Source organism: Salegentibacter sp. 24 (genome assembly GCF_004362395.1).
Lineage (GTDB): Bacteria > Bacteroidota > Bacteroidia > Flavobacteriales > Flavobacteriaceae > Salegentibacter.
Genome location: NZ_SNWE01000018.1, coordinates 1 through 20,382, shown reverse-complemented (window position 1 = coordinate 20,382; position 20,382 = coordinate 1). Strand labels below are relative to the sequence as shown.

At 37.9% G+C, this 20,382-nt stretch carries 22 protein-coding genes and 3 tRNA genes; 11 read left to right on the top strand and 14 right to left on the bottom strand.

Annotation, left to right across the window (positions count from 1 at the left end):
- Positions 1 to 2: 2 nt before the first annotated feature.
- Entirely contained in the window at positions 3 to 896 is an 894-nt protein-coding gene (locus DET49_RS13050) for a MerR family transcriptional regulator (RefSeq protein WP_133548518.1), read from the bottom strand.
- A gap of 104 nt (positions 897 to 1,000) precedes the next feature.
- Between DET49_RS13050 and DET49_RS13045 the strand changes: the two genes are divergently transcribed.
- Positions 1,001 to 1,804, top strand: coding sequence for an SDR family oxidoreductase (locus DET49_RS13045; protein ID WP_133548517.1), 804 nt, complete (start codon positions 1,001 to 1,003; stop codon positions 1,802 to 1,804).
- Positions 1,805 to 1,808: 4 nt separating this feature from the next.
- Positions 1,809 to 3,185 (top strand): aldehyde dehydrogenase, encoded by a 1,377-nt coding sequence (locus DET49_RS13040; protein WP_133548516.1) that lies wholly within the window; start codon positions 1,809 to 1,811, stop codon positions 3,183 to 3,185.
- Between the two features lie 12 nt (positions 3,186 to 3,197).
- On the opposite strand, the gene DET49_RS13035 is transcribed toward DET49_RS13040, so the two are convergent.
- The 3 genes from DET49_RS13035 to DET49_RS13025 form a co-directional block, all read right to left on the bottom strand.
- A tRNA-Leu gene (locus tag DET49_RS13035) sits at positions 3,198 to 3,281 on the bottom strand.
- An 83-nt stretch (positions 3,282 to 3,364) separates the two neighbouring features.
- Positions 3,365 to 3,437: transfer RNA gene (locus tag DET49_RS13030), tRNA-Lys, on the bottom strand.
- 55 nt (positions 3,438 to 3,492) lie between these two features.
- Positions 3,493 to 3,565, bottom strand: a tRNA-Lys gene (locus DET49_RS13025).
- A gap of 125 nt (positions 3,566 to 3,690) precedes the next feature.
- Between DET49_RS13025 and DET49_RS13020 the strand changes: the two genes are divergently transcribed.
- The gene (locus DET49_RS13020) at positions 3,691 to 4,209 is read left to right on the top strand and encodes a shikimate kinase (protein ID WP_133548515.1); all 519 of its coding nucleotides are present in this window, start codon (positions 3,691 to 3,693) and stop codon (positions 4,207 to 4,209) included.
- Here DET49_RS13020 and DET49_RS13015 read toward each other — a convergent pair.
- The 3 genes from DET49_RS13015 to DET49_RS13005 are packed head-to-tail and all read right to left on the bottom strand — an operon-like array spanning position 4,204 to position 5,744.
- A complete protein-coding gene (locus tag DET49_RS13015; protein ID WP_133548514.1) occupies positions 4,204 to 4,704 on the bottom strand; it encodes a phosphoribosyltransferase family protein in 501 nt (166 codons plus the stop codon). The genes DET49_RS13020 and DET49_RS13015 overlap by 6 nt on opposite strands.
- Positions 4,705 to 4,741: 37 nt before the next feature.
- On the bottom strand, positions 4,742 to 5,365 hold the full coding sequence (locus DET49_RS13010; RefSeq protein WP_133548513.1) for a methyltransferase domain-containing protein: 624 nt from the start codon (positions 5,363 to 5,365) through the stop codon (positions 4,742 to 4,744).
- Positions 5,343 to 5,744: an RNA-binding S4 domain-containing protein gene (locus DET49_RS13005; protein WP_133548512.1), complete on the bottom strand. Its 402-nt coding sequence runs from the start codon at positions 5,742 to 5,744 to the stop codon at positions 5,343 to 5,345. Before DET49_RS13005 ends, DET49_RS13010 begins: the two co-directional genes overlap by 23 nt.
- Before the next feature lie 80 nt (positions 5,745 to 5,824).
- Between DET49_RS13005 and DET49_RS13000 the strand changes: the two genes are divergently transcribed.
- Positions 5,825 to 6,730 carry an FKBP-type peptidyl-prolyl cis-trans isomerase gene (locus DET49_RS13000; protein WP_133548511.1) on the top strand — a complete coding sequence of 302 codons (906 nt, stop codon included), beginning with the start codon at positions 5,825 to 5,827 and terminating at the stop codon, positions 6,728 to 6,730.
- 100 nt (positions 6,731 to 6,830) lie between these two features.
- Here DET49_RS13000 and DET49_RS12995 read toward each other — a convergent pair whose 3' ends face one another.
- The 3 genes from DET49_RS12995 to DET49_RS12985 form a co-directional block, all read right to left on the bottom strand.
- Positions 6,831 to 7,430 (bottom strand): outer membrane beta-barrel protein, encoded by a 600-nt coding sequence (locus DET49_RS12995; RefSeq protein WP_133548510.1) that lies wholly within the window; start codon positions 7,428 to 7,430, stop codon positions 6,831 to 6,833.
- Between the two features lie 122 nt (positions 7,431 to 7,552).
- Positions 7,553 to 8,506, bottom strand: coding sequence for a transketolase family protein (locus DET49_RS12990; RefSeq protein WP_133548509.1), 954 nt, complete (start codon positions 8,504 to 8,506; stop codon positions 7,553 to 7,555).
- A 51-nt stretch (positions 8,507 to 8,557) separates the two neighbouring features.
- A complete protein-coding gene (locus tag DET49_RS12985; RefSeq protein WP_133548508.1) occupies positions 8,558 to 9,406 on the bottom strand; it encodes a transketolase in 849 nt (282 codons plus the stop codon).
- Between the two features lie 177 nt (positions 9,407 to 9,583).
- On the opposite strand from DET49_RS12985, the gene tgt reads away from it, so the two are divergent.
- The 6 genes from tgt (at position 9,584) to DET49_RS12955 (ending at position 16,522) form a co-directional block, all read left to right on the top strand.
- The gene (gene tgt, locus DET49_RS12980; protein ID WP_133548507.1) at positions 9,584 to 10,714 is read left to right on the top strand and encodes a tRNA guanosine(34) transglycosylase Tgt; all 1,131 of its coding nucleotides are present in this window, start codon (positions 9,584 to 9,586) and stop codon (positions 10,712 to 10,714) included.
- Between the two features lie 3 nt (positions 10,715 to 10,717).
- A complete protein-coding gene (locus DET49_RS12975) occupies positions 10,718 to 11,794 on the top strand; it encodes an LptF/LptG family permease (RefSeq protein ID WP_133548506.1) in 1,077 nt (358 codons plus the stop codon).
- Positions 11,795 to 11,892: 98 nt separating this feature from the next.
- Positions 11,893 to 12,846, top strand: a complete 954-nt coding sequence (locus DET49_RS12970; protein ID WP_133548505.1) for an acetyl-CoA carboxylase carboxyltransferase subunit alpha — start codon at positions 11,893 to 11,895, stop codon at positions 12,844 to 12,846.
- 167 nt (positions 12,847 to 13,013) lie between these two features.
- The gene (gene dnaB / locus DET49_RS12965) at positions 13,014 to 14,579 is read left to right on the top strand and encodes a replicative DNA helicase (protein WP_133548504.1); all 1,566 of its coding nucleotides are present in this window, start codon (positions 13,014 to 13,016) and stop codon (positions 14,577 to 14,579) included.
- 145 nt (positions 14,580 to 14,724) lie between these two features.
- Positions 14,725 to 15,909 carry an asparagine synthetase B gene (locus tag DET49_RS12960; protein ID WP_410527962.1) on the top strand — a complete coding sequence of 395 codons (1,185 nt, stop codon included), beginning with the start codon at positions 14,725 to 14,727 and terminating at the stop codon, positions 15,907 to 15,909.
- Between the two features lie 190 nt (positions 15,910 to 16,099).
- A complete protein-coding gene (locus tag DET49_RS12955; protein WP_133548503.1) occupies positions 16,100 to 16,522 on the top strand; it encodes a secondary thiamine-phosphate synthase enzyme YjbQ in 423 nt (140 codons plus the stop codon).
- Between the two features lie 75 nt (positions 16,523 to 16,597).
- Here DET49_RS12955 and rplT read toward each other — a convergent pair whose 3' ends face one another.
- The 4 genes from rplT to thrS all read right to left on the bottom strand — a co-directional run bounded on the left by rplT (position 16,598) and on the right by thrS (position 19,840).
- The gene (rplT, locus tag DET49_RS12950) at positions 16,598 to 16,942 is read right to left on the bottom strand and encodes a 50S ribosomal protein L20 (RefSeq protein ID WP_075327584.1); all 345 of its coding nucleotides are present in this window, start codon (positions 16,940 to 16,942) and stop codon (positions 16,598 to 16,600) included.
- A 142-nt stretch (positions 16,943 to 17,084) separates the two neighbouring features.
- The gene (gene rpmI, locus DET49_RS12945; RefSeq protein WP_079714698.1) at positions 17,085 to 17,282 is read right to left on the bottom strand and encodes a 50S ribosomal protein L35; all 198 of its coding nucleotides are present in this window, start codon (positions 17,280 to 17,282) and stop codon (positions 17,085 to 17,087) included.
- 36 nt (positions 17,283 to 17,318) lie between these two features.
- Positions 17,319 to 17,870 carry a translation initiation factor IF-3 gene (infC, locus tag DET49_RS12940; protein ID WP_262707995.1) on the bottom strand — a complete coding sequence of 184 codons (552 nt, stop codon included), beginning with the start codon at positions 17,868 to 17,870 and terminating at the stop codon, positions 17,319 to 17,321.
- A gap of 23 nt (positions 17,871 to 17,893) precedes the next feature.
- A complete protein-coding gene (gene thrS, locus DET49_RS12935; RefSeq protein ID WP_133548501.1) occupies positions 17,894 to 19,840 on the bottom strand; it encodes a threonine--tRNA ligase in 1,947 nt (648 codons plus the stop codon).
- Positions 19,841 to 20,108: 268 nt separating this feature from the next.
- Between thrS and DET49_RS12930 the strand changes: the two genes are divergently transcribed.
- A complete protein-coding gene (locus DET49_RS12930) occupies positions 20,109 to 20,357 on the top strand; it encodes a hypothetical protein (RefSeq protein WP_133548500.1) in 249 nt (82 codons plus the stop codon).
- Positions 20,358 to 20,382: the final 25 nt, after the last annotated feature.

The window sequence follows — 20,382 nt, the reverse complement described above, 5'->3', positions numbered from 1 at the left end:
TTTTAAAGGTTATCTATAAATTGGTTTAGGTGGGAATATGTTTTTACAAATGCAGGTAGTTCTTTATGTTGAACTTCCCTTATTTTGTGCCCGAAAAGTAATAGCTCATAGGTTTTCTTTTCGCAAACCTGCTCATTGAATTGAGTGATAAAATCCTCTACATCACCTGGAGCGGTGGTAAAATAACTTACGAAATTTATATTATCATGACGCTCTAGCAGATAACCAAGATCGGTTAAAGGCAGACTCGGACCCAAATAAATTGCTTTGTTCCCATGGTATAAAAGTTCGTAGTATAAATAAATAATTCCAATATCGTGAATTTCATTTTCAGGAAGAAAAAGCACGTATAATTTATCGGATGAGGGTTTGATTTCTCTTTTGATTTCAGCAAGGTGAAAATATAACTTCTGTTTAATGAGATCTACAATGTAATGCTCGTGAATTGGTTTAATGGTATCTGTTTGCCAAAGCATTCCAATTTGTTCCAACAGGGGGAGGAATACCTGATTAAAAATCTCGCGAAAGCTTTTATCTTTCCTGAGTGTTTCAAATGTATTATTGAACAGCTCTTCATCAAAATTCATCATAGATAATTTGAATGAATTCTGAGCCCGATTTTCTTTGCTTGCACTGGCAGAGATGCTTCTCACCATTTTTGAGATTTCCTCATCACTCAACTTGGAAATTCTTGAGATCTTATAACCGTGTTCGTTTAAGAAAGCAACGTTTAAAATCTTTTGAAGGTTAGAACTATCGTAGGACCTTATATTGGTTGAAGTGCGTTCGGGATTAAGGATATTATATCTTTTTTCCCAAATTCGTATGGTGTGAGCCTTGATTCCACTTAAATTTTCAAGGTCTTTAATGCTGAAATTTTGTTTTATTAGTTCCATATTGCGTTTAAGATAGTCAAATCTAATTAAAATTGAACATTAAACACTTTATGGAAGTGTTAAAATGTTTAATTGTTTAGTTAAATAGTTAAACATTAATTCGTATGACGAAAATTTCTTCTAAAACTGTACTTATAACCGGGGGTGCATCGGGAATCGGTAAATTAATGGGTCGCCAGGTTTTAGATCGTGGTGGTACATTGGTAATATGGGATATTGATAAATTTAATTTACAACATGTATTAAGTGAATTTAAAGATATTGGCGAGGTCTATGGTTACACCATTGATATCGCAAATACCACTTGGGTTCAGGAAATTGCAAAGCAGGTAGAGGAAGAAATTGGTCCGATTGATATTCTGATCAATAATGCAGGGATTGTTTTCGGAGGTTACTTTCATGAAAATTCCCTGCAACAAGTAGATAAGACAATTAAGATTAATGCTATTGCTCCAATGCAGCTAGCTCTTATATTCCTTCCCGGTATGCTGAAAAGAAAACAAGGGCATATTTGCAACATCACCTCCTCTGCTGGTCTGGTCGCTAATCCAAAAATGGCGGTTTATGCCGGAAGTAAATGGGCCATTACTGGTTGGTCAGATAGTTTAAGACTTGAAATGAAATATCTTAAGACCGGTATTGGGGTTACCACGGTTACTCCTTATTACATAAACACCGGAATGTTTAATGGGGTGAAATCCAGGATTCCAATTCTCGATCAGTACAAAGTGAGCAAAAGAATAATTAAAGCCATTGAAAACAATAGAATTTATTTAAGTATGCCCTGGAGTATGCGCCTGGTTAGATTGGCACAAGGACTTTTCCCTATTTGGTTTTACGATTGGTTTGTGGGCCGGATAATTGGAGTTTATAAAACAATGGACGAATTTAAAGGACGAAAACTATAAAATCATGGATGAAACTTCGGTAAATTCAATTTACGAAATTTACAATACCCAAAAATGTTATTTTGCCACGCAGGAAACCAAAAATATTGCGTTCAGACTCCAGCAATTAAGGAAGCTTAAAAAAGCAATATTGGATTATGAGGACAAAATAAATACAGCTTTATGGCTAGATCTGCATAAATCTCGAGAAGAGGCCTTTCTAACCGAAACTAGTCTATTGCTCAATGAGCTAAGACATCATATTAAGAACTTGAAAAACTGGGCAAAACCAAAGAAAGTAGGAACTCCAATCCATATTAAACCATCGAAGTCCAGGATTTTGTTTGAACCATTGGGAATAGGTTTAATCATCGCGCCCTGGAATTATCCATTTCAACTCTTGATCAACCCGCTGATTGGCGCAATTTCTGCTGGTTGTTGTGCCGTTTTAAAACCTTCACCGGAGACCCCAAATGTTGCTCGTGTAATTGAAGAAATGATTTCAGAAGTTTTTCCTGCTAAATATGTCGTAGTGGTACAGGGGGGTAAAAAAGCAAATCAGGAGTTATTTAAATATCCTTTTGATATGATTTTTTTTACTGGAAGTCCGCGTGTGGGTAAAATCGTGATGGAAGCTGCCGCACAACATTTGAGTAGAGTGGTGTTAGAACTGGGGGGAAAGAGTCCTTGTATTGTAGATAGGTCAGCAAACATAAAGATTGCCGCAAAACGAATTGCATGGGGGAAAATTATAAATGCAGGACAAACCTGTATAGCACCCGATTATTTGCTGGTTCATAAAGATATTAAAACAGAATTGCTAAATGAAATTACCAAAGCTTTTGAAGCCATGCTGGGTGAAGATATAGCAAACAGCAAATATTACGGAAGAATCATTAATTCAAATGCTATGAACCGTTTAATGAAATATTTGAATGGGCAAGTATATTATGGAGGTAAAGTGGATTTAGAAAAAAAGTACATCTCACCCACGATCATAGTAAATGTACTTCCTGAAGATGAAATTATGCAAGAAGAGATCTTCGGACCTATTCTGCCGGTTATGGATTTTGGAGATATAAGTGAAGCTTTATCCTTTATAAAGAAAAATGAAAGCCCCTTAGCCTTATATTACTTCGGTAAGGATAAATCAGCTGAAAAGGTGCTACGAGAAACAACTTCCGGCGGAGCCTGTATCAATGATACACTACTACATGTGGCTAATCATAAATTACCATTTGGTGGCGTAGGGAACAGTGGTATGGGTAAATATCATGGTAAAGAAAGCTTTTTGGCCTTTACACATGAAAGAGGAGTTGTAACATCAACTACAATACTCGATATATCCTTGAAATATCCTCCTTACAAATTTTTTAGATTGATCAAAAAAATACTGGGATAGCAATTTTGAAAGTGCCCGGAGCGGGAGTCGAACCCGCACGCCCTAATGGACACATGGCCCTCAACCATGCCTGTCTACCAGTTCCAGCACCCGGGCTTAAAACAAGTCTGGAAATAGTGAATTTCCATGGGCTGTAGCAAAAAATGAATCCCACTGTTTGGAATTCTGAACTTAAAATGTGATCTGGCTGGGGCTCGAACCCAGGACCCTCTCCTTAAAAGGGAGATGCTCTACCAACTGAGCTACCAGATCGGATTTCAGTATTTCAAAAATAATTCCTGTCACAAAGAATTCTAGACTATAAAAGTGATCTGGCTGGGGCTCGAACCCAGGACCCTCTCCTTAAAAGGGAGATGCTCTACCAACTGAGCTACCAGATCATTAAAAAGCATCCGTCGTTTTGCGAATGCGGGTGCAAATATACATTCATTAATTTATTTTTCAAGCCTAAATTGAGATAAATTTATATTAGATTTGAATCCTTCTAATAATAAGTACTTTAACGATGAAAATATTTTTAACTGGCTATATGGGCTCTGGTAAGTCTGTAGTAGGTGAAATTCTTGCTAAAAAACTGAATTACAAATATGTAGATCTCGATGATCAAATAGAAGTGATCCAGGGAAAGAGCATCAATGATATTTTTAATGATAGAGGTGAATTGTATTTTAGAAAGCTGGAATCGCAAATTTTGGATGATATTTTAGAGGATAATTCTGACATGATTATCTCCTTAGGTGGTGGAACACCCTGTTACGGGGATAACTTTGAACGCATTTGTGAACACAGGGATACCAAAAGCGTTTATTTAAAAACTTCCATACAAACCCTCACTGAAAGGCTTTTTCTTGAAAAAGTTCATCGGCCGGTAATAAGTCACCTGGAAACGCGTGAAGCTTTAGAGGAATTTATAAGAAAACATCTATTTGAACGTGCTTACTATTACAGTCAATCAGATATTACGGTAAATGTAGATGATAAAACACCAGAATTCATTGCAGATCAGATTATTGAGAAATTATAACAGTTCTGCTTTAAATTTATCAGGAGAGAATGAGACCTTTACCATTTCATTTAAAGATGTAGAAAGGGAAATTCCTTTAAAATCTGCCTTTACCGGGTATTTCTTGTGATTTCGATCAACTAGAACTGCAGTTTTAAACTGCTTAAGCGGTACATTTAAAAAATGTCTTACCCCGTAAATCAAGGTGGTTCCTGAATTTAATACGTCATCGACGAGAATAACCGATTTGTTCTGGTAGTCTTCCGGCTCCAGTGAGGTAGTAATTTCTTCCAGTGGATTCTTTTTATTAACATAGACTTCGCAAAGCTGAATTTTAAGGGGCGAAATCTTTTCTAAAGCATCTTTCAAATGCGAAGTTAATTGGTAACCTTTTTTAGCAATCCCTGCCAAGATTATTTCCTTCTCATCAATATTGCTTTCATAAACCTGGTAGGCGATGCGTTTTATTTTATGCTGAATTTGTTCGTGATTTAAAATGAGTACACGTTCTTTCATTTGTTTATACTTTAAATCTTATAACTTTTTAATTATTTCAATGCTTCTCTCCAGAATTTACCGGTTTTTTTTTGAATTTGAAAAATAATTCATTTCCCTGTCTTGGTGGAATAGAATTATAACATGGCTCCAAAATTTCTATCTCAAAATATGGACTAAAATACGTTAAATATTCTTCTTTACTTCCCCCAAAAGGTGGCCCCTTTCCTGTAAGCGGGAAACTGAAAAGCAAGCCGATTTGCAGGCCATTTTCTTTTAAAAGCTCAGCGGATTTTTTTGCATAGTCCAATCTTGAAGCTACTGGTAGCGCACAGAAAAATGTCTGTTCAAATATAAGATCAAAAGTATCTTCAATCTCAAAAAAATCAAGGTGTAATATTTGATTTTTTGGAAAATCAGGAAACCGGGATTTCAAGTTTTTCAGCGGCGTCTCACTGATGTCGGCTACAAAAACATTTTTAAAGCCCTTTTCGAATAAATATTGGGCCTCATAAGCATTTCCTGCTCCTGGAATTAGTATTTTGAGCTGATGGTTTTCAAGATGGTCGATATAATGTTTCAGTGGGCTGGATATTTCCCCAATATCCCAGCCTGTTCGGTTTTCCTGGTAGCGCTGTGACCAAAATTGCGAAGAAAAACTACGCTTCTTTATCTTTTTCATCAGGGTTAGAATCAGTATTTTCAAACCAATCGTCTATATCGCGGCGATCCTTCTTAGTGGGTCTTCCGGTGCCCTTTTTACGATAATAATCCTTAGAATATTTTAAAAGCTCCAGTTTGTCAAAAGCTTCTTTAGGGGTTACATCCACTATATAAAGGTTTACCAGTTTAGCACCTACCCGGCTTGGCGGTAAATCTATAACTTCTAATTGGTAATCTATTTGATTTTTTCTAACTGTAAGTTTATCAGCTGGGAAAACTTCTTTGGATGGCTTTACATTTCCGCCATCCATTTTCACTTTTCCCTGCTTACAAGCGCTAGTTGCAATACTTCTGGTTTTAAAATATCTTACGCACCATAAAAACTTGTCAACTCTCATAAAATCTCTCCTTTAAAACTGCGTTAATCCTTAAACAAAAATACAAGATTATTGTATCTTGCGCGCCAAAAATAGAGACAATGCAATTAAACAAATTTTTTATTTTAAGCTTTATTTCAGCTTTAACCCTAATTTCCTGTGAGGAGGATGATAATGACAATACCCCGGAGGTTGAAATAAGGGATCCAGAGGAACAGGCTTTGACTGATGAAGATTCTATCAATGAATTCCTGGAAACTCATTTTTACAATTATGAGGAATTTGAAAATCCTTCTGATGATTTTGACTATATGGTACGTATAGATTCAATAGCTGGAGAAAATTCTGATAAAACACCCCTTTCTGAAGAAGAAAACTTAATTATGAAAACGGTTGTTAATGATAGTATAGCATATAATATGTATGTGCTAAAGGTAAGAGAAGGTCAGGGGCAGCGCCCCAAATTCACCGATTCTACACTTGTAAGTTATCGAGGGGAATTATTAAATCTTAATACTTTTGATAATGCCAACACCCCTGTGTGGTTTGATCTTACCACTTTAATTAAAGGTTTTTCGGCGGGAATCGTGGAGTTTAAGGGAGCTTCTGGTTATAAAGTGAATCCGGACAATACCGTAAATTTTAATGATGATTACGGAATTGGTGCTCTTATTTTCCCTTCTGGCTTGGGCTATTTTGCAAGTTCTCAGCCTAGTATTCCACCATATAGTCCCTTGATTTTTAATGTACAATTATTTAGAGTGAATGAAGCAGACCATGATAGGGATGGTATTCCCAGTTGGATGGAAGATCTCAATGAAAATAAAAATGTGATGGATGATGATACTGATGAAGATCAAACTCCAAATTTTGCCGATGCAGATGATGATGGTGATGGAACTCCAACACGAGAAGAAATAATTGTTAATGAAGATGGCACCCTGGAGTTTCCGGATACTAACGGAAATGGAACGCCAGATTATTTAGATCAAGATACTTTCCAATAATTGGAATTTCTTGCTTTCAAAAAAATAGAGGTTGTATCAAAGTTTGAATCACTTTTATACAACCTCTTTTTATTGGATTAAATCAGAAATCTTTTTTTAGCTAAAATGCATAGGATAAACTCAAGATCCATTGAGATGGTCTGGAATCTATTTTGAAATTTTCCTGGGCGGTTTCTGTTGCGCCAAATGCTGTGTTCTCGGTAAATGCGCCTTCGTATCTTACATCAAATCCCAATCGACCCAGATTTATCCCTGCCCCGACCTGGTAGCCAACAGTGATATCTTTTTCAACATCGCCAATGACTAGCTCGGTGTCCTCCAGCTCGTTATTGATAATATATTGGAAAGAAGGTCCGGCTTTGATATTAAGTGGACCAAAAACATTTACACCCAGCAAAATAGGAGCATCTATTTTATCTATTTTATAATTGAAAGTTTCGTATTCGGTATTTAAACGCGTAAACATTAATTCCGGTTGAAGAAAAATACCCACGATTTCAAATCGACTAAAGAGTCCTATATGATATCCAGACTTTTCTTTTCCTTCTATTATTTCGCCTAAATCATTAGCAGCCGTTTCTCTTTCAAGATCCCCGGTAGCTCCATAATTGAAACCACCTTTAATTCCAAAATCTGCTTCCTGAGCCATAATTCCTACAGAGGAAAACAGAAAAATAGCGGTAAACATTAATTTTTTCATAGTAGATTGTTTTATTGTTAGGTTCTAATAACGCACAAATCACGCTTATTATTTTTATTAAAATGAAAAAAGCCTTTAAGAAGCAGGTCCTCAAAGGCTTTAAAGATAATTAAAAAGATCTTTTATTTTCTTTTTAAAGCTTTTTCTACGGCTTTAATGATTGCTTCCGCGTTTAACCCGTATTTATCCATTAATTGTTCAGGCGTTCCGCTTTCCCCGAAAGTATCCTGTGTGGCCACAAATTCTTGCGGTGCTGGATGATTCTCAGCCAGGGTACGGGCAACACTCTCTCCAAGTCCGCCAAGGAAATTATGTTCTTCAGCAGTTACCACGCATCCGGTTTTCTTCACCGAATTAATAATGGCCTTCTCATCTAAAGGTTTAATAGTGTGAATATTGATCACATCGGCACTAATACCCTTTTCGGAGAGTTTCTGTGCTGCCTGGATCGCCTCCCATACCAGATGGCCGGTAGCGATAATGGTTACATCTTCCCCTTCATATAATCTCACCGCTTTACCGATCTCGAATTTCTGATCCTCTGCAGTGAAATTGGCCACTTTGGGTCTTCCAAAACGAAGATAGACCGGGCCATCGTGCTCGGCAATGGCCAAAGTAGCTGCTTTGGTCTGGTTGTAATCACAGGTGTTGATGACAGTCATTCCAGGTAGCATTTTCATAAGGCCAATGTCCTCCAGGATCTGGTGGGTGGCCCCATCTTCTCCTAAGGTAACTCCCGAGTGAGAGGCACAAATCTTGACGTTCTTTCCAGAGTAAGCGATGGATTGACGAATTTGATCGTAAACCCTGCCTGTTGCAAAATTGGCGAAAGTCCCGGCAAAAGGAATTTTCCCGCCAATGGTTAAACCAGCGGCCATTCCCATCATATTGGCTTCAGCAATTCCCACCTGGAAGAAACGATCCGGGTGCTCATCTATGAAATCCTGCATTTTAAGCGAACCTACAAGGTCGGCACATAATGCTACTACGTTAGGATTGGTCCTGCCAAGCTCGGTGAGTCCTGCACCAAAACCAGAACGGGTATCTTTCTTTCCTGTATCTGTATATGTTTTCATTCTTTGTCTTCTTTGTCATTTCCGCTTTCGCAGAAACCTATTTATTTTACCTTAATAGTCTCCTAAAGTTTCCGGGTTTTGCTCAAGGGCTTTCTCCAACTGTTCATCGTTTGGCGCTTTTCCGTGCCAGGCGTGGGTGTGCATCATAAAATCAACCCCGTTGCCCATCACGGTGGTCATAAGCACACAAACCGGTTTTCCTTTCCCGGTAAGGGATTTTGCCTGCTTTAAACCATCGAGTACCTGTTGCATATCATTTCCGTCTTCGATCTCCATTACCTCCCAGCCAAAAGCCTCGAATTTAGCTTTTATATTGCCCATAGGAAGAACCGTTTCGGTACTTCCGTCTATTTGCTGACCATTGAGGTCTACCGTAGCAATGAGGTTATCCACCTTGTTCCCTGCGGCATACATAATGGCTTCCCAGTTCTGGCCTTCCTGAAGTTCTCCATCCCCGTGAAGGGTATAAACCAGGTGCTTATCCTTGTTTAGCTTTTTAGCCTGGGCGGCGCCAAGGGCTACCGACATTCCCTGGCCAAGTGAACCTGAAGCTACGCGAATGCCCGGCAGGCCTTCGTGGGTGGTGGGGTGTCCCTGCAACCTGGAATCGATAAGTCGAAAAGTATTGAGTTCTTCTACCGGGAAATAACCGCTACGGGCTAAAACACTATAGAAAACCGGTGAGATATGGCCATTGGACAGGAAGAAAAGATCTTCATCTTTTCCATCCATATTAAACTCGGGCTTATGCTCCATAATCCCGCCCTGGTACAAAGCGGTAAAAAACTCTGTACAGCCCAGAGAACCTCCAGGGTGACCCGAATTCACTTTGTGAACCTGCCTTAAAATGTCCCGGCGAACCTGGGTGGCAAAATCTTCTAATTCTTTGATTTTTGACATTAAAGTAAAATTGTGTTGTTAAAATAATAGCCACAAAAATAGGTTTTTATAAAGCTTTGTCAAAGTGCTTGCCTGTCAGTTATTAAGAAAACTAATGAAGTAACTAACAATTTCCTGTTTTGAACTTCTTTTATTTGATTTTTAGTTGAGTATCTTTGCACTCACTTAAAAAGCACTATGAAATTTGATTTGTTGCGTACCGATGCCGGAAGTAAGGCTCGTGCCGGGACCATTACAACCGATCACGGTAAGATTGAAACACCTATTTTTATGCCTGTTGGAACGGTGGCCTCGGTCAAAGGTGTCCACCAGCGGGAACTTAAGGAAGAAATTAATCCTGATATCATTCTTGGAAATACCTATCATCTTTATTTACGTCCAAAAACCGAAATTCTTGAGAAAGCTGGAGGCTTACATAAGTTTATGAATTGGGACCGTAATATTTTAACCGATAGTGGCGGTTATCAGGTATATTCACTTTCCGCAAGAAGGAAAATTAAAGAAGAGGGTGTCAAGTTTAAATCGCATATAGATGGTTCTTACCATGTCTTTACTCCTGAGAACGTAATGGAGATACAGCGTGCTATTGGGGCCGATATTATTATGGCCTTTGATGAATGTACGCCTTATCCCTGTGATTATAAATACGCTAAGCGTTCCATGCATATGACGCATAGATGGCTCGATAGATGTGTGAGTCACCTGGATAAGCTTGATCCCTTATACGGATTTAATCAAACTTTATTTCCGATAGTTCAGGGAAGTACTTATAAGGATTTAAGAAAACAATCTGCAGAATATATTGCTTCCGTGGGAGCTGACGGAAATGCTATTGGCGGTCTTTCAGTTGGAGAGCCTGCTGAAGAAATGTACGCCATGACCGAGGTTGTGACTGAAATTCTTCCTGAGGATAAACCGCGATACCTGATGGGCGTGGGAACTCCTATTAATATTCTTGAAAATATTGCATTAGGTATAGATATGTTTGATTGTGTAATGCCTACCAGGAATGCTCGTAATGGCATGCTTTTTACAGCGCACGGGACCATAAATATTAAAAATAAAAAGTGGGAGGATGATTTCTCTGTTATAGATGAAATGGGAATTACTTTTGTAGATACCGAATATAGTAAGGCATACGTGAGACATTTATTTAGTGTGAATGAACTTCTCGGCAAGCAAATTGCTACCATTCATAATCTGGGTTTTTATATGTGGTTGGTGCGTGAAGCCAGAAAACATATCTTAGCCGGAGACTTTTCTACCTGGAAAAATATGATGGTAAAACAAATGGATAAAAGATTATAGCACTTGAAGATTTTAGATTGGTACATATTAAAACGTTATCTGGGAACTTTTTCCCTGATGTTATTATTATTTATACCAATTGGGATCACGGTGAATCTTGCTGAAAAAATTGGGAAAATACTTGCCAATGAAGTTCCATTTATAGAAGTGGTATTTTATTATATAGATTTCACCATCTATTTTGCAAATTTACTTTTCCCACTTTTCCTTTTTTTGTCGGTAATTTGGTTTACTTCTAAGTTGGCGAATAATACGGAAATAATTGCCTTTTTAAGTAGTGGTGTTTCTTTCTGGAGGTTTTTAAGGCCTTATCTTGTCGGCGCCACCATAGTGTGCATTTTTGCTCTGATACTTGGAATGTTTCTGGCACCAAAGGCCAGCAAAGGTTTTAATGAGTTTAAATACGAATACCTCAAGAAAGATATAGAAACCAAAGAAACCAGGGATGTTTACCGGCAAATAAATGACAATGAGTATATTTATGCCAGTCACTTCCAGCCCTTAACCAATTCAGCAAGAAATTTCACATTAGAACATTTTGAAGGGAATAAACTTCAGTTTAAGATTAGTGCCTCTAGTTTGAGATTTAACGAGGAGGATTCCATTTATTCCTTAACTAATGTAGATAAACGGATCGTAGGTGTAGATGGGGATTCTATTATTCATCAAAATAAATTAGATACTATCCTTCCTTTTGAATTTGATGAATTAACACCTGACGCCTATATTGCTGAAACTTTAAATTATTCTGAATTAAATGAGTTCATTGAAACTGAGCGGCGCCGGGGCTCAGGAAATATTAACAGGTACCTGGTTGTAGCATATAAAAGATGGAGTCTTCCGGTTTCAGCATTTATACTAACTATCATAGCCGTGGCTGTATCTTCTATGAAACGACGTGGTGGTATGGGGGTTAATTTGGCGGTGGGCATTACCCTTGCTTTTGTTTTTATATTTTTTGATAAGGTATTTGGTACGATGGCAGAGCAGTCTACATTCTCTCCATTAATTGCTGTGTGGTTCCCAAATATCACCTTTGGAATTTTGGCAATATTCCTGCTTTATAGAGCAAAAAGATAAGTTAGTAGATTTCTCAAAATTAATGGTCATTCTGCATATTTCTTCCTTTTAAAGTTTGTTATATTTGTAAGCTAATAAAAAACAAACCATAGCAACTTATGGAATATTTAGAATTTGAATTACCCATTAAAGAGCTGGAAGAGCAGTATGCAAAAGCCTGTAACATAGGTGCAGAGAGCGATGTTGATGTTACGGCTACCTGCAGGCAAATTGAAAAGAAATTAAAAGAGACCCGAAAAGATATATATAAGAATTTAACAGCCTGGCAAAGGGTTCAACTTTCCAGGCATCCTAACCGCCCATATACTTTAGATTATATAAACGCTATTTGTGGGGATACGTTTTTAGAGCTCCATGGCGATAGAAATGTAAAGGATGATAAAGCCATGATTGGTGGACTCGGTAAGATTGAAGATCAGAGTTTTATGTTCATTGGCCAGCAAAAAGGTTATAATACTAAAACCAGGCAGTACAGAAATTTTGGGATGGCAAATCCTGAAGGTTATCGAAAAGCTTTACGTTTGATGAAATCGGCAGAGAAGTTTGGGCTTCCTGTGGTAACCTTTGTTGATACTCCTGGAGCCTATCCGGGGCTTGAAGCCGAAGAGCGCGGACAGGGCGAGGCTATTGCCCGAAATATTCTGGAAATGACCAGGTTAAAAGTGCCGATTATAGTAGTTATAATTGGAGAAGGTGCCAGTGGAGGTGCTTTAGGTATTGGAGTTGGAGATAAGGTGATGATGCTTGAAAACACCTGGTATTCGGTAATTTCTCCGGAATCCTGTTCTTCTATTCTTTGGCGTAGCTGGGAGTTCAAGGAACAGGCAGCGGATGCATTAAAGCTCACTGCCAAGGATATGAAAAAACAGAAACTGATTGATGAAATTGTGAAAGAACCAATTGGAGGTGCTCATAGCAATAGAGAGGAAACTTTTGATACGGTAAAAAATGCAATTTTAGGGGCATATTCTGAATTTAAAAACTTATCACCAACAGATTTAGTGAATAAAAGAATGGACAAGTATTTAGATATGGGAGTATTTAAAGGCTAAAACCTTACCTATCATATCTTATTAAATTTCCGAAACCCTGGTTTCGGTTTTTTTTGCACTTATCAACACTAAAATTAAGTTTTCAACAACCTAATTGTTGAAGACCGGTTAATTAAGTAACTGATCTAATATTAAGATGCTCTTAACAATTTTTATACTTTCGTAATATGGATAAAATGACCGCCCCGCAGCAATTTTCAACAAAAACAAGCAATGTTATTAGCCTTGAAAGAGGCAAGCTTCCGCCACAAGCTGTTGATTTAGAAGAAGTTGTATTGGGAGCGATGATGATTGACAAAAAAGGAGTAGATGAGATCATTGATATCCTTAGTCCTGATGCTTTTTATAAAAACTCCCATAAATTAATTTTCGAAGCCATACATAAACTCTTTGAGAATACAGAAGCCATTGACTTATTAACCGTTTCAAACCAGTTGAAGAAGGATGGTAATTTTGAAAAGACGGGAGGCGATTATTACCTTATTCAATTAACGCAAAAGGTATCATCTTCTGCACATATTGAGTTTCACGCTCGTATTATTCTTCAGAAATACATCCAGCGGAGTCTTATTAAAATATCTAACGAAATAATTGAAGAAGCTTATGATGAATCAACCGATGTTTTTGATCTTTTAGACAGTGCTGAAGCTAAATTATATGAAGTAACCCAGGGGAATATTCAAAAATCCACGGAGACTGCCCAGAGTTTGGTGATTCAGGCAAAAAACCGAATTGAAGAAATCTCGAATAAGGAAGGTTTAAGTGGTGTTCCGTCAGGATTCGATAAACTGGACCAGTTAACTTCCGGTTGGCAGCCCAGTGACCTTATTATTGTTGCTGCTCGTCCCGGTATGGGTAAAACAGCATTGACCTTGTCTATGGCCAGAAATATTTCTGTTGGTCAAAATATGCCGGTGGCCTTCTTTTCCTTAGAAATGTCCGCAGTGCAGTTGATCACCCGATTAATATCATCGGAAACCGGTCTTTCATCAGAAAAATTAAGAACCGGAAACCTTGAAAAACACGAATGGGAGCAACTTAACGTAAAGGTGAAAGATCTTGAAAACGCGCCGTTATTTATAGATGATACGCCTTCGCTTTCCATTTTCGATCTTCGCGCAAAGGCCAGAAGATTAGCATCCCAGCACGGAATTAAACTAATCGTAATTGATTATTTGCAGTTAATGACGGCGGGTGGAAGCCAAAAAGGCGGAGGAAACAGGGAACAGGAGATCTCTACGATTTCCCGAAACCTTAAAGCATTGGCCAAGGAATTAAATATTCCGGTAATTGCCCTTTCACAGTTATCGCGTGCGGTAGAAACAAGGGGCGGAAGTAAACGCCCATTGCTCTCTGACCTTAGGGAATCAGGGGCTATTGAACAGGATGCTGATATTGTTTCCTTTATTTACCGTCCCGAATATTATAAGATTGAAGAATGGGATGATGAAGAACGCACTCCAACCGATGGACAAGGGGAATTTATTGTTGCCAAACATAGGAACGGTGGTCTTGAAAATATCCGGCTTAAATTTATTGGTCATCTTGGTAAATTTGATAACTTAGAAGAATTCGATTCGCCTTTCGAATATCATTCAAAAATGAATACCGGTGAAAATGAAGACAATGACTTTGGAACTCCAAACCTACCAAATCCCAGTGCAAATGAAGCCTTTGGTAGTTCGATGAATAGTGGGATTAATAATGATGACGATGACGAAGTACCCTTTTAATAGTTTCATTAAAATAGATAAGCAAACCTTAAATAATATAATTGCAAAAGACCAGAGAAACGGAAAGAAAACCCTTTTTCTGGTCTTTTTAGTTTTTCTTTTTTTGAGTTGCTTCCCGGCCTCAGCTTCACAATTGCTTATCCCCATGGATGAGGATTCTCAAAAAAATCATCTTAAAGCTTATGGAGTGACTTACTTTGCTTTGGAAGAAGCATTGGAAGTTAGGTGGTTGCTTAATTACCGTGGAGGTTCATTTTTAGTCTCTGATACCGAGGAATTGCGCCGGGAATGCCAAATACGGGGAGTGTCATTTGAAATAATAAGCGACCAAAAAACACAGGCAATCCTTGAGCAAATCAGTAGTCCGTCAAAAAACATGGAAACTGTGGTATTGGAAAAGGCACCTAAAATAGCGGTGTATTCGCCTCAGGGGAATAAACCCTGGGATGATGCGGTAACTATGGCTCTTACTTATGCTGAAATTCCCTATGAGACTATTTATGATGAAGCTGTTTTAAATGATGCGCTGGTTTTATTTGATTGGTTGCATTTGCATCACGAGGATTTTACCGGACAATACGGGAAATTTTACCGAACGTTTAGAACGGCTCCGTGGTACATTCAGGAAAAAGAGAACGCTGAATCCTTAGCCCAAAAACTGGGTTATGATAAGGTATCTAAGGAAAAACTTGCTGTTGCGTTAAAAATAAAAGAGTATGTGGTTGGGGGTGGATTTATGTTTGCCATGTGTAGCGCTACCGATAGTTTTGATATCGCCCTTGCGGCTGAAGGTGTAGATATTGCCGAAGCTATGTTTGATGGTGATCCTAGCGAGCCTGGGTACCAGTCCAAAATAGCCTTTAGCAGTACATTTGCTTTTACCGATTTTATCCTGGAGCGCGATCCGATGGTTTATGAATTTTCTTCCATAGATATGACTGCTAAAAGAAATATTCCTAAAGAAACCGATTATTTTACCTTGATGGATTTTTCCGCAAAGTGGGATGTCGTGCCTACGATGTTGACACAAAACCATACACGCCTGGTTAAGGGATTTATGGGACAAACGACTGCTTATAATCCCGATAATATAAAGGCAAATGTTTTGGTTATGGGGGAAAGTAGATTAAATGGTGAAGCTCGTTATATCCATGGAGTAAAAGGAAAAGGCTTTTTCACCTTCTATGGGGGGCATGATCCAGAAGACTATCAGCACAGGGTAGGGGACCCTAAAACTGAATTGGAATTACACCCAACTTCACCAGGGTATCGACTTATCCTAAATAATGTTCTTTTTCCTGCCGCTAAGAAAGAACCGCGAAAAACCTGATAGTAAAAATCGATAAGCGGATAAAAATATGAAGTATAATTAACCTTGAGCTTGTATTGGTTATTTAGCTGGTATTATATTTAACTGATATTTTTATTGTTTCATCACAGATCTATAGTTTTTTATTAATTTTAATAGGCCTTTTAACGGCAACAGGAATTTATTTAAAGGAACATATTAAGTAGGGACTATGAAATTTTTTCAGAAAGAAATAAAATTAAAAGCCAGATCTAGGGGTTTCCATATTGTCACAGACGAAATAGAAAAACACTTGCAGGAATTGCAGGAAATCAATGCAGGTATTTTGCAGGTGTTTATTAAGCATACTTCTGCAGGAATAACGATAAATGAAAACGCCGATCCAACGGTTCTTGAAGATTTTGAAAGTCACTTTAACGAAATGGTTCCGGAAAATATGCCCTATTATAAACATACCCAAGAGGGTCCTGATGATATGCCGGCGCATATTAAGGCTTCCTTGCTTGGAAATTCATTACAGATTCCCGTGACCCGTGGAAAATTGAACTTAGGAACCTGGCAGGGAATTTATTTGGCAGAACATAGAAATAATGGTGGTGCCCGAAAACTTGTTTTAAGCCTCTACGGAGTATAATCCTGGGGAAAACTAAAGCAAAAAAATCCGGTTCATTGAACCGGATTTTAAATAAGAGAGTATAATTATTTGTATTTATTTTACTTTATCTACAACGGCTTTAAAAGCTTCTGGATGGTTCATTGCTAAATCGGCAAGTACCTTACGGTTTAAACCTATTCCATTTGCTTTTGCAGCTCCCATAAATTGAGAATAAGACATACCGTGTTCACGGGCTGCAGCGTTGATACGCAATATCCATAGTGAACGGAAATTACGTTTCTTAACTTTGCGGTCTCTATATGAATAAAGCATTGCTTTTTCCACCGCATTTTTAGCTACTGTCCAAACGTTTTTACGACGTCCGAAGTAACCTTTTGCTTGCTTAAGAACCTTTTTTCTTCTGGCTCTCTTGGCAACTGAATTTACTGATCTTGGCATATTTTTATGTATTTTGTAGCAGGCGGCAGCATAACTGCACTTTTAAAATAAGAAAAGATTTCAAATTAACATTTGAAACCTGATTTCAAATTTTGCCCAACTCCAGGGTTTTTAAATTATTTAAACCGTTAAGAGCTTATTGTTACTTTAAACGCAACATAAGTTTAACATTGGACTTGTCTGCATCATGTACTAAAGTACTATGCGTTAAAGCCAGCTTACGTTTTTTAGACTTCTTTGTTAAGATGTGACTTTTAAACGCGTGCTTTCTTTTTATTTTTCCAGTACCGGTAAGCTTGAAACGCTTTTTAGCACTAGATTTTGTTTTCATTTTAGGCATGTTATCCTCTTTTTATATTATAACTCTCTTATTATACTATTTTGCTTTTCTGGGCGATAAAAACATAGTCATACGTTTTCCTTCCAGTTTTGGCATTTGTTCTACTTTTCCAAGTTCTTCAAGATCCTGAGCTAGTCTAAGAAGTAGGATTTCTCCTTTATCTTTAAATACGATAGAGCGACCCTTAAAAAATACGAAAGCCTTCAGCTTTGCACCATCTTTTAAAAATTTTTCTGCATTACGTTTTTTAAATTCGTAATCGTGATCATCTGTATTTGGACCAAAACGTATTTCTTTTACGACAACCTTACTGGCTTTAGCTTTCATTACCTTCTCGCGCTTCTTTTGTTCGTAAAGAAACTTCTTGTAATCCATCGCTTTTACCACTGGTGGTTTAGCATCCGGAGATATTTCGACTAAATCCAAACCTAAATCTTCGGCTATCGTTAATGCTTCCTTGGTTGGATAAACACCCATTTCTACATTATCACCTACAAGACGAACTTCTTCTGCCCTGATTTTTTGGTTAATCCGGTGTTGATCCTCTTTAACTGCTCTAAGCGGTCTTTTCGATTTTTTTCTACGTATTGCTATGGCTGATCTATTTTTGGTTAAACTTCAAACGTTTTCAACGTTTTTTTAATTTCGTTATTTATAATAGCGGCAAAGTCCTCTACAGGCATTGTACCTATATCACCTTCCCCTCTTTTTCGTACAGAAACCGTACCATCCTTTTCTTCCTGTTCCCCTATAATCAACATATACGGGAATTTATTCATTTCTGCCTCGCGGATTTTCTTTCCAATGGTCTCATTCCGGTTGTCTGCCAAAGCGCGAATTTCGTTATTTTCCAGCAAAGTTAAAACTTTTTGAGCGTATTTTTCATATTTCTCGCTGATTGAGAGCACCATAGCTTGTTCCGGCATTAACCACAGTGGGAAGTTACCTGCTGTATGTTCCAATAATATAGCGATAAAACGTTCCATACTACCAAAAGGGGCTCGGTGAATCATTACCGGACGATGTGTCTCATTGTCACTTCCTTTGTAGGTAAGTTCAAAGCGTTCTGGCAGGTTGTAATCTACCTGTATGGTGCCAAGTTGCCAGCTTCTGCCAAGGGCATCTTTTACCATAAAATCTAACTTAGGTCCGTAAAAAGCTGCTTCTCCAGTTTCTACTACATAATTAAGGCCCTTTTCCTTGGCTGCATTAATAATGGCAGTTTCGGCTTTATCCCAAACCTGGTCAGATCCAATATATTTTTCTTTATTTTCCGGATCTCTCAGGGAAACCTGTGCAGTAAAATTTTCAAAACCTAAAGAATCGAATACATATAAAGTAAGATCTATTACTTTTTTGAATTCCTCGTCTAACTGATCAGGAGTGCAAAAAATATGTGCATCATCCTGGGTAAAACCTCTTACCCGTGTCAATCCGTGTAATTCCCCACTTTGTTCGTATCGATAAACAGTACCGAATTCAGCAAAACGTTTGGGAAGATCACGATAACTCCAGGATTGAGAGTTGTAAATTTCACAGTGATGAGGGCAGTTCATCGGTTTTAGTAAAAACTCTTCTCCCTCATTTGGAGTTTTGATTGGCTGAAAACTGTCTTCTCCATATTTGGCATAGTGGCCGGAGGTTACATATAGTTCTTTTTGACCAATATGCGGGCTTACCACCATTTCATAACCAGCTTTTTTCTGAGCCTTTTTTAAGAAATCTTCAAGGCGTTCCCTTAAGGCAGCTCCTTTTGGGAGCCATAAAGGAAGTCCCTGGCCGACTTTTTGAGAAAAAGTGAATAATTCAAGTTCTTTCCCTAGTTTTCGGTGATCTCTTTTCTTTGCTTCTTCAAGAAGTTCTAAATATTCTTTGAGCTCCTTTTGTTTGGGAAATGAAATTCCGTAAATACGCGTTAACTGTTTGTTTTTTTCATCCCCTCGCCAGTACGCACCGGCAGCACTCATTAATTTTACCGCTTTTATAAATCCGGTATTCGGAATATGACCACCGCGACAAAGATCGGTAAAGGTATCGTGATCGCAGAACGTGATCTCCCCGTCTTCCAGGTTCTCGATTAATTCTACTTTGAATTGATTATTTTGCTTCTTATAATAGGAGAGAGCATCTTCTTTAGAAACTTCCCTTAATTTAAAATCGTGTTTTTCACGGGCAATCTGAAGCATCCTGTCTTCGATTTTTTTAAAATCGTTTTCCGAAATTTTTTGATCGCCAAAATCTACATCATAATAAAATCCATTTTCAATGGCTGGTCCAATAGTTAATTTAGATCCGGGATACATCTCTTCTATTGCCTGGGCCATGACGTGAGAGGTAGAATGCCAAAAAGCTTTTTTACCTTCGTCATCTTTCCAGGTAAATAAGGTTAAACTTCCGTCTGTTGTTAATGGCGTAGAAACCTCTACAATATTATTGTTGAATTTTGCTGAAATTACGTTTCTGGCCAGTCCGGAGCTAATGCTATTAGCTACATCCAATGGAGTGGATCCTTTTTCAAATTCTTTTATACTGCCATCGGGCAAGCTTACCTTAATCATGTATATGTAGTTTTAATGTGCGCAAAGATAACAGGTTGATTTTGCCTGCGCAATATACTTATATATAAAGGACAATAATTTCTTCCTGATATTTAGAAATGATGCGGGTGTCCTTTTGTTTTGAAAAATTAACCTTGAACTATTTTAAAAATTCTTTAATTTTTTTTATCTTACAAGTTCCTTTAATTGAGAAACTTAAGGATTGGTTTTAAGATTTCCTTAAAAAATTAGGGGAATAGGCTTGCGGGGGAATAAAACAGCAGTATATTTGCATCCGCTTACAGAGACAGGGAAGCTTGTTTTAAAAGAGCCAACGTTCATTGCATACTGGGATTACGGATATTTTAAGGCCTTAAGGGGTTTTAAAAAGGGGAGTGAAAAAAAAGATTATTTTTCACTTGCCAGAGTCAAAAGAGGTTGTATATTTGCAGCCGCAAAAACAGCGATCGCTTTTAAAGAGCAACGCTGCCGTTCTTTTGAGGAAGATGCTTTAAAAAAAGATCTAAATTTTTTCTAAAAAAGATTTGGCGATTAAAGAAAAA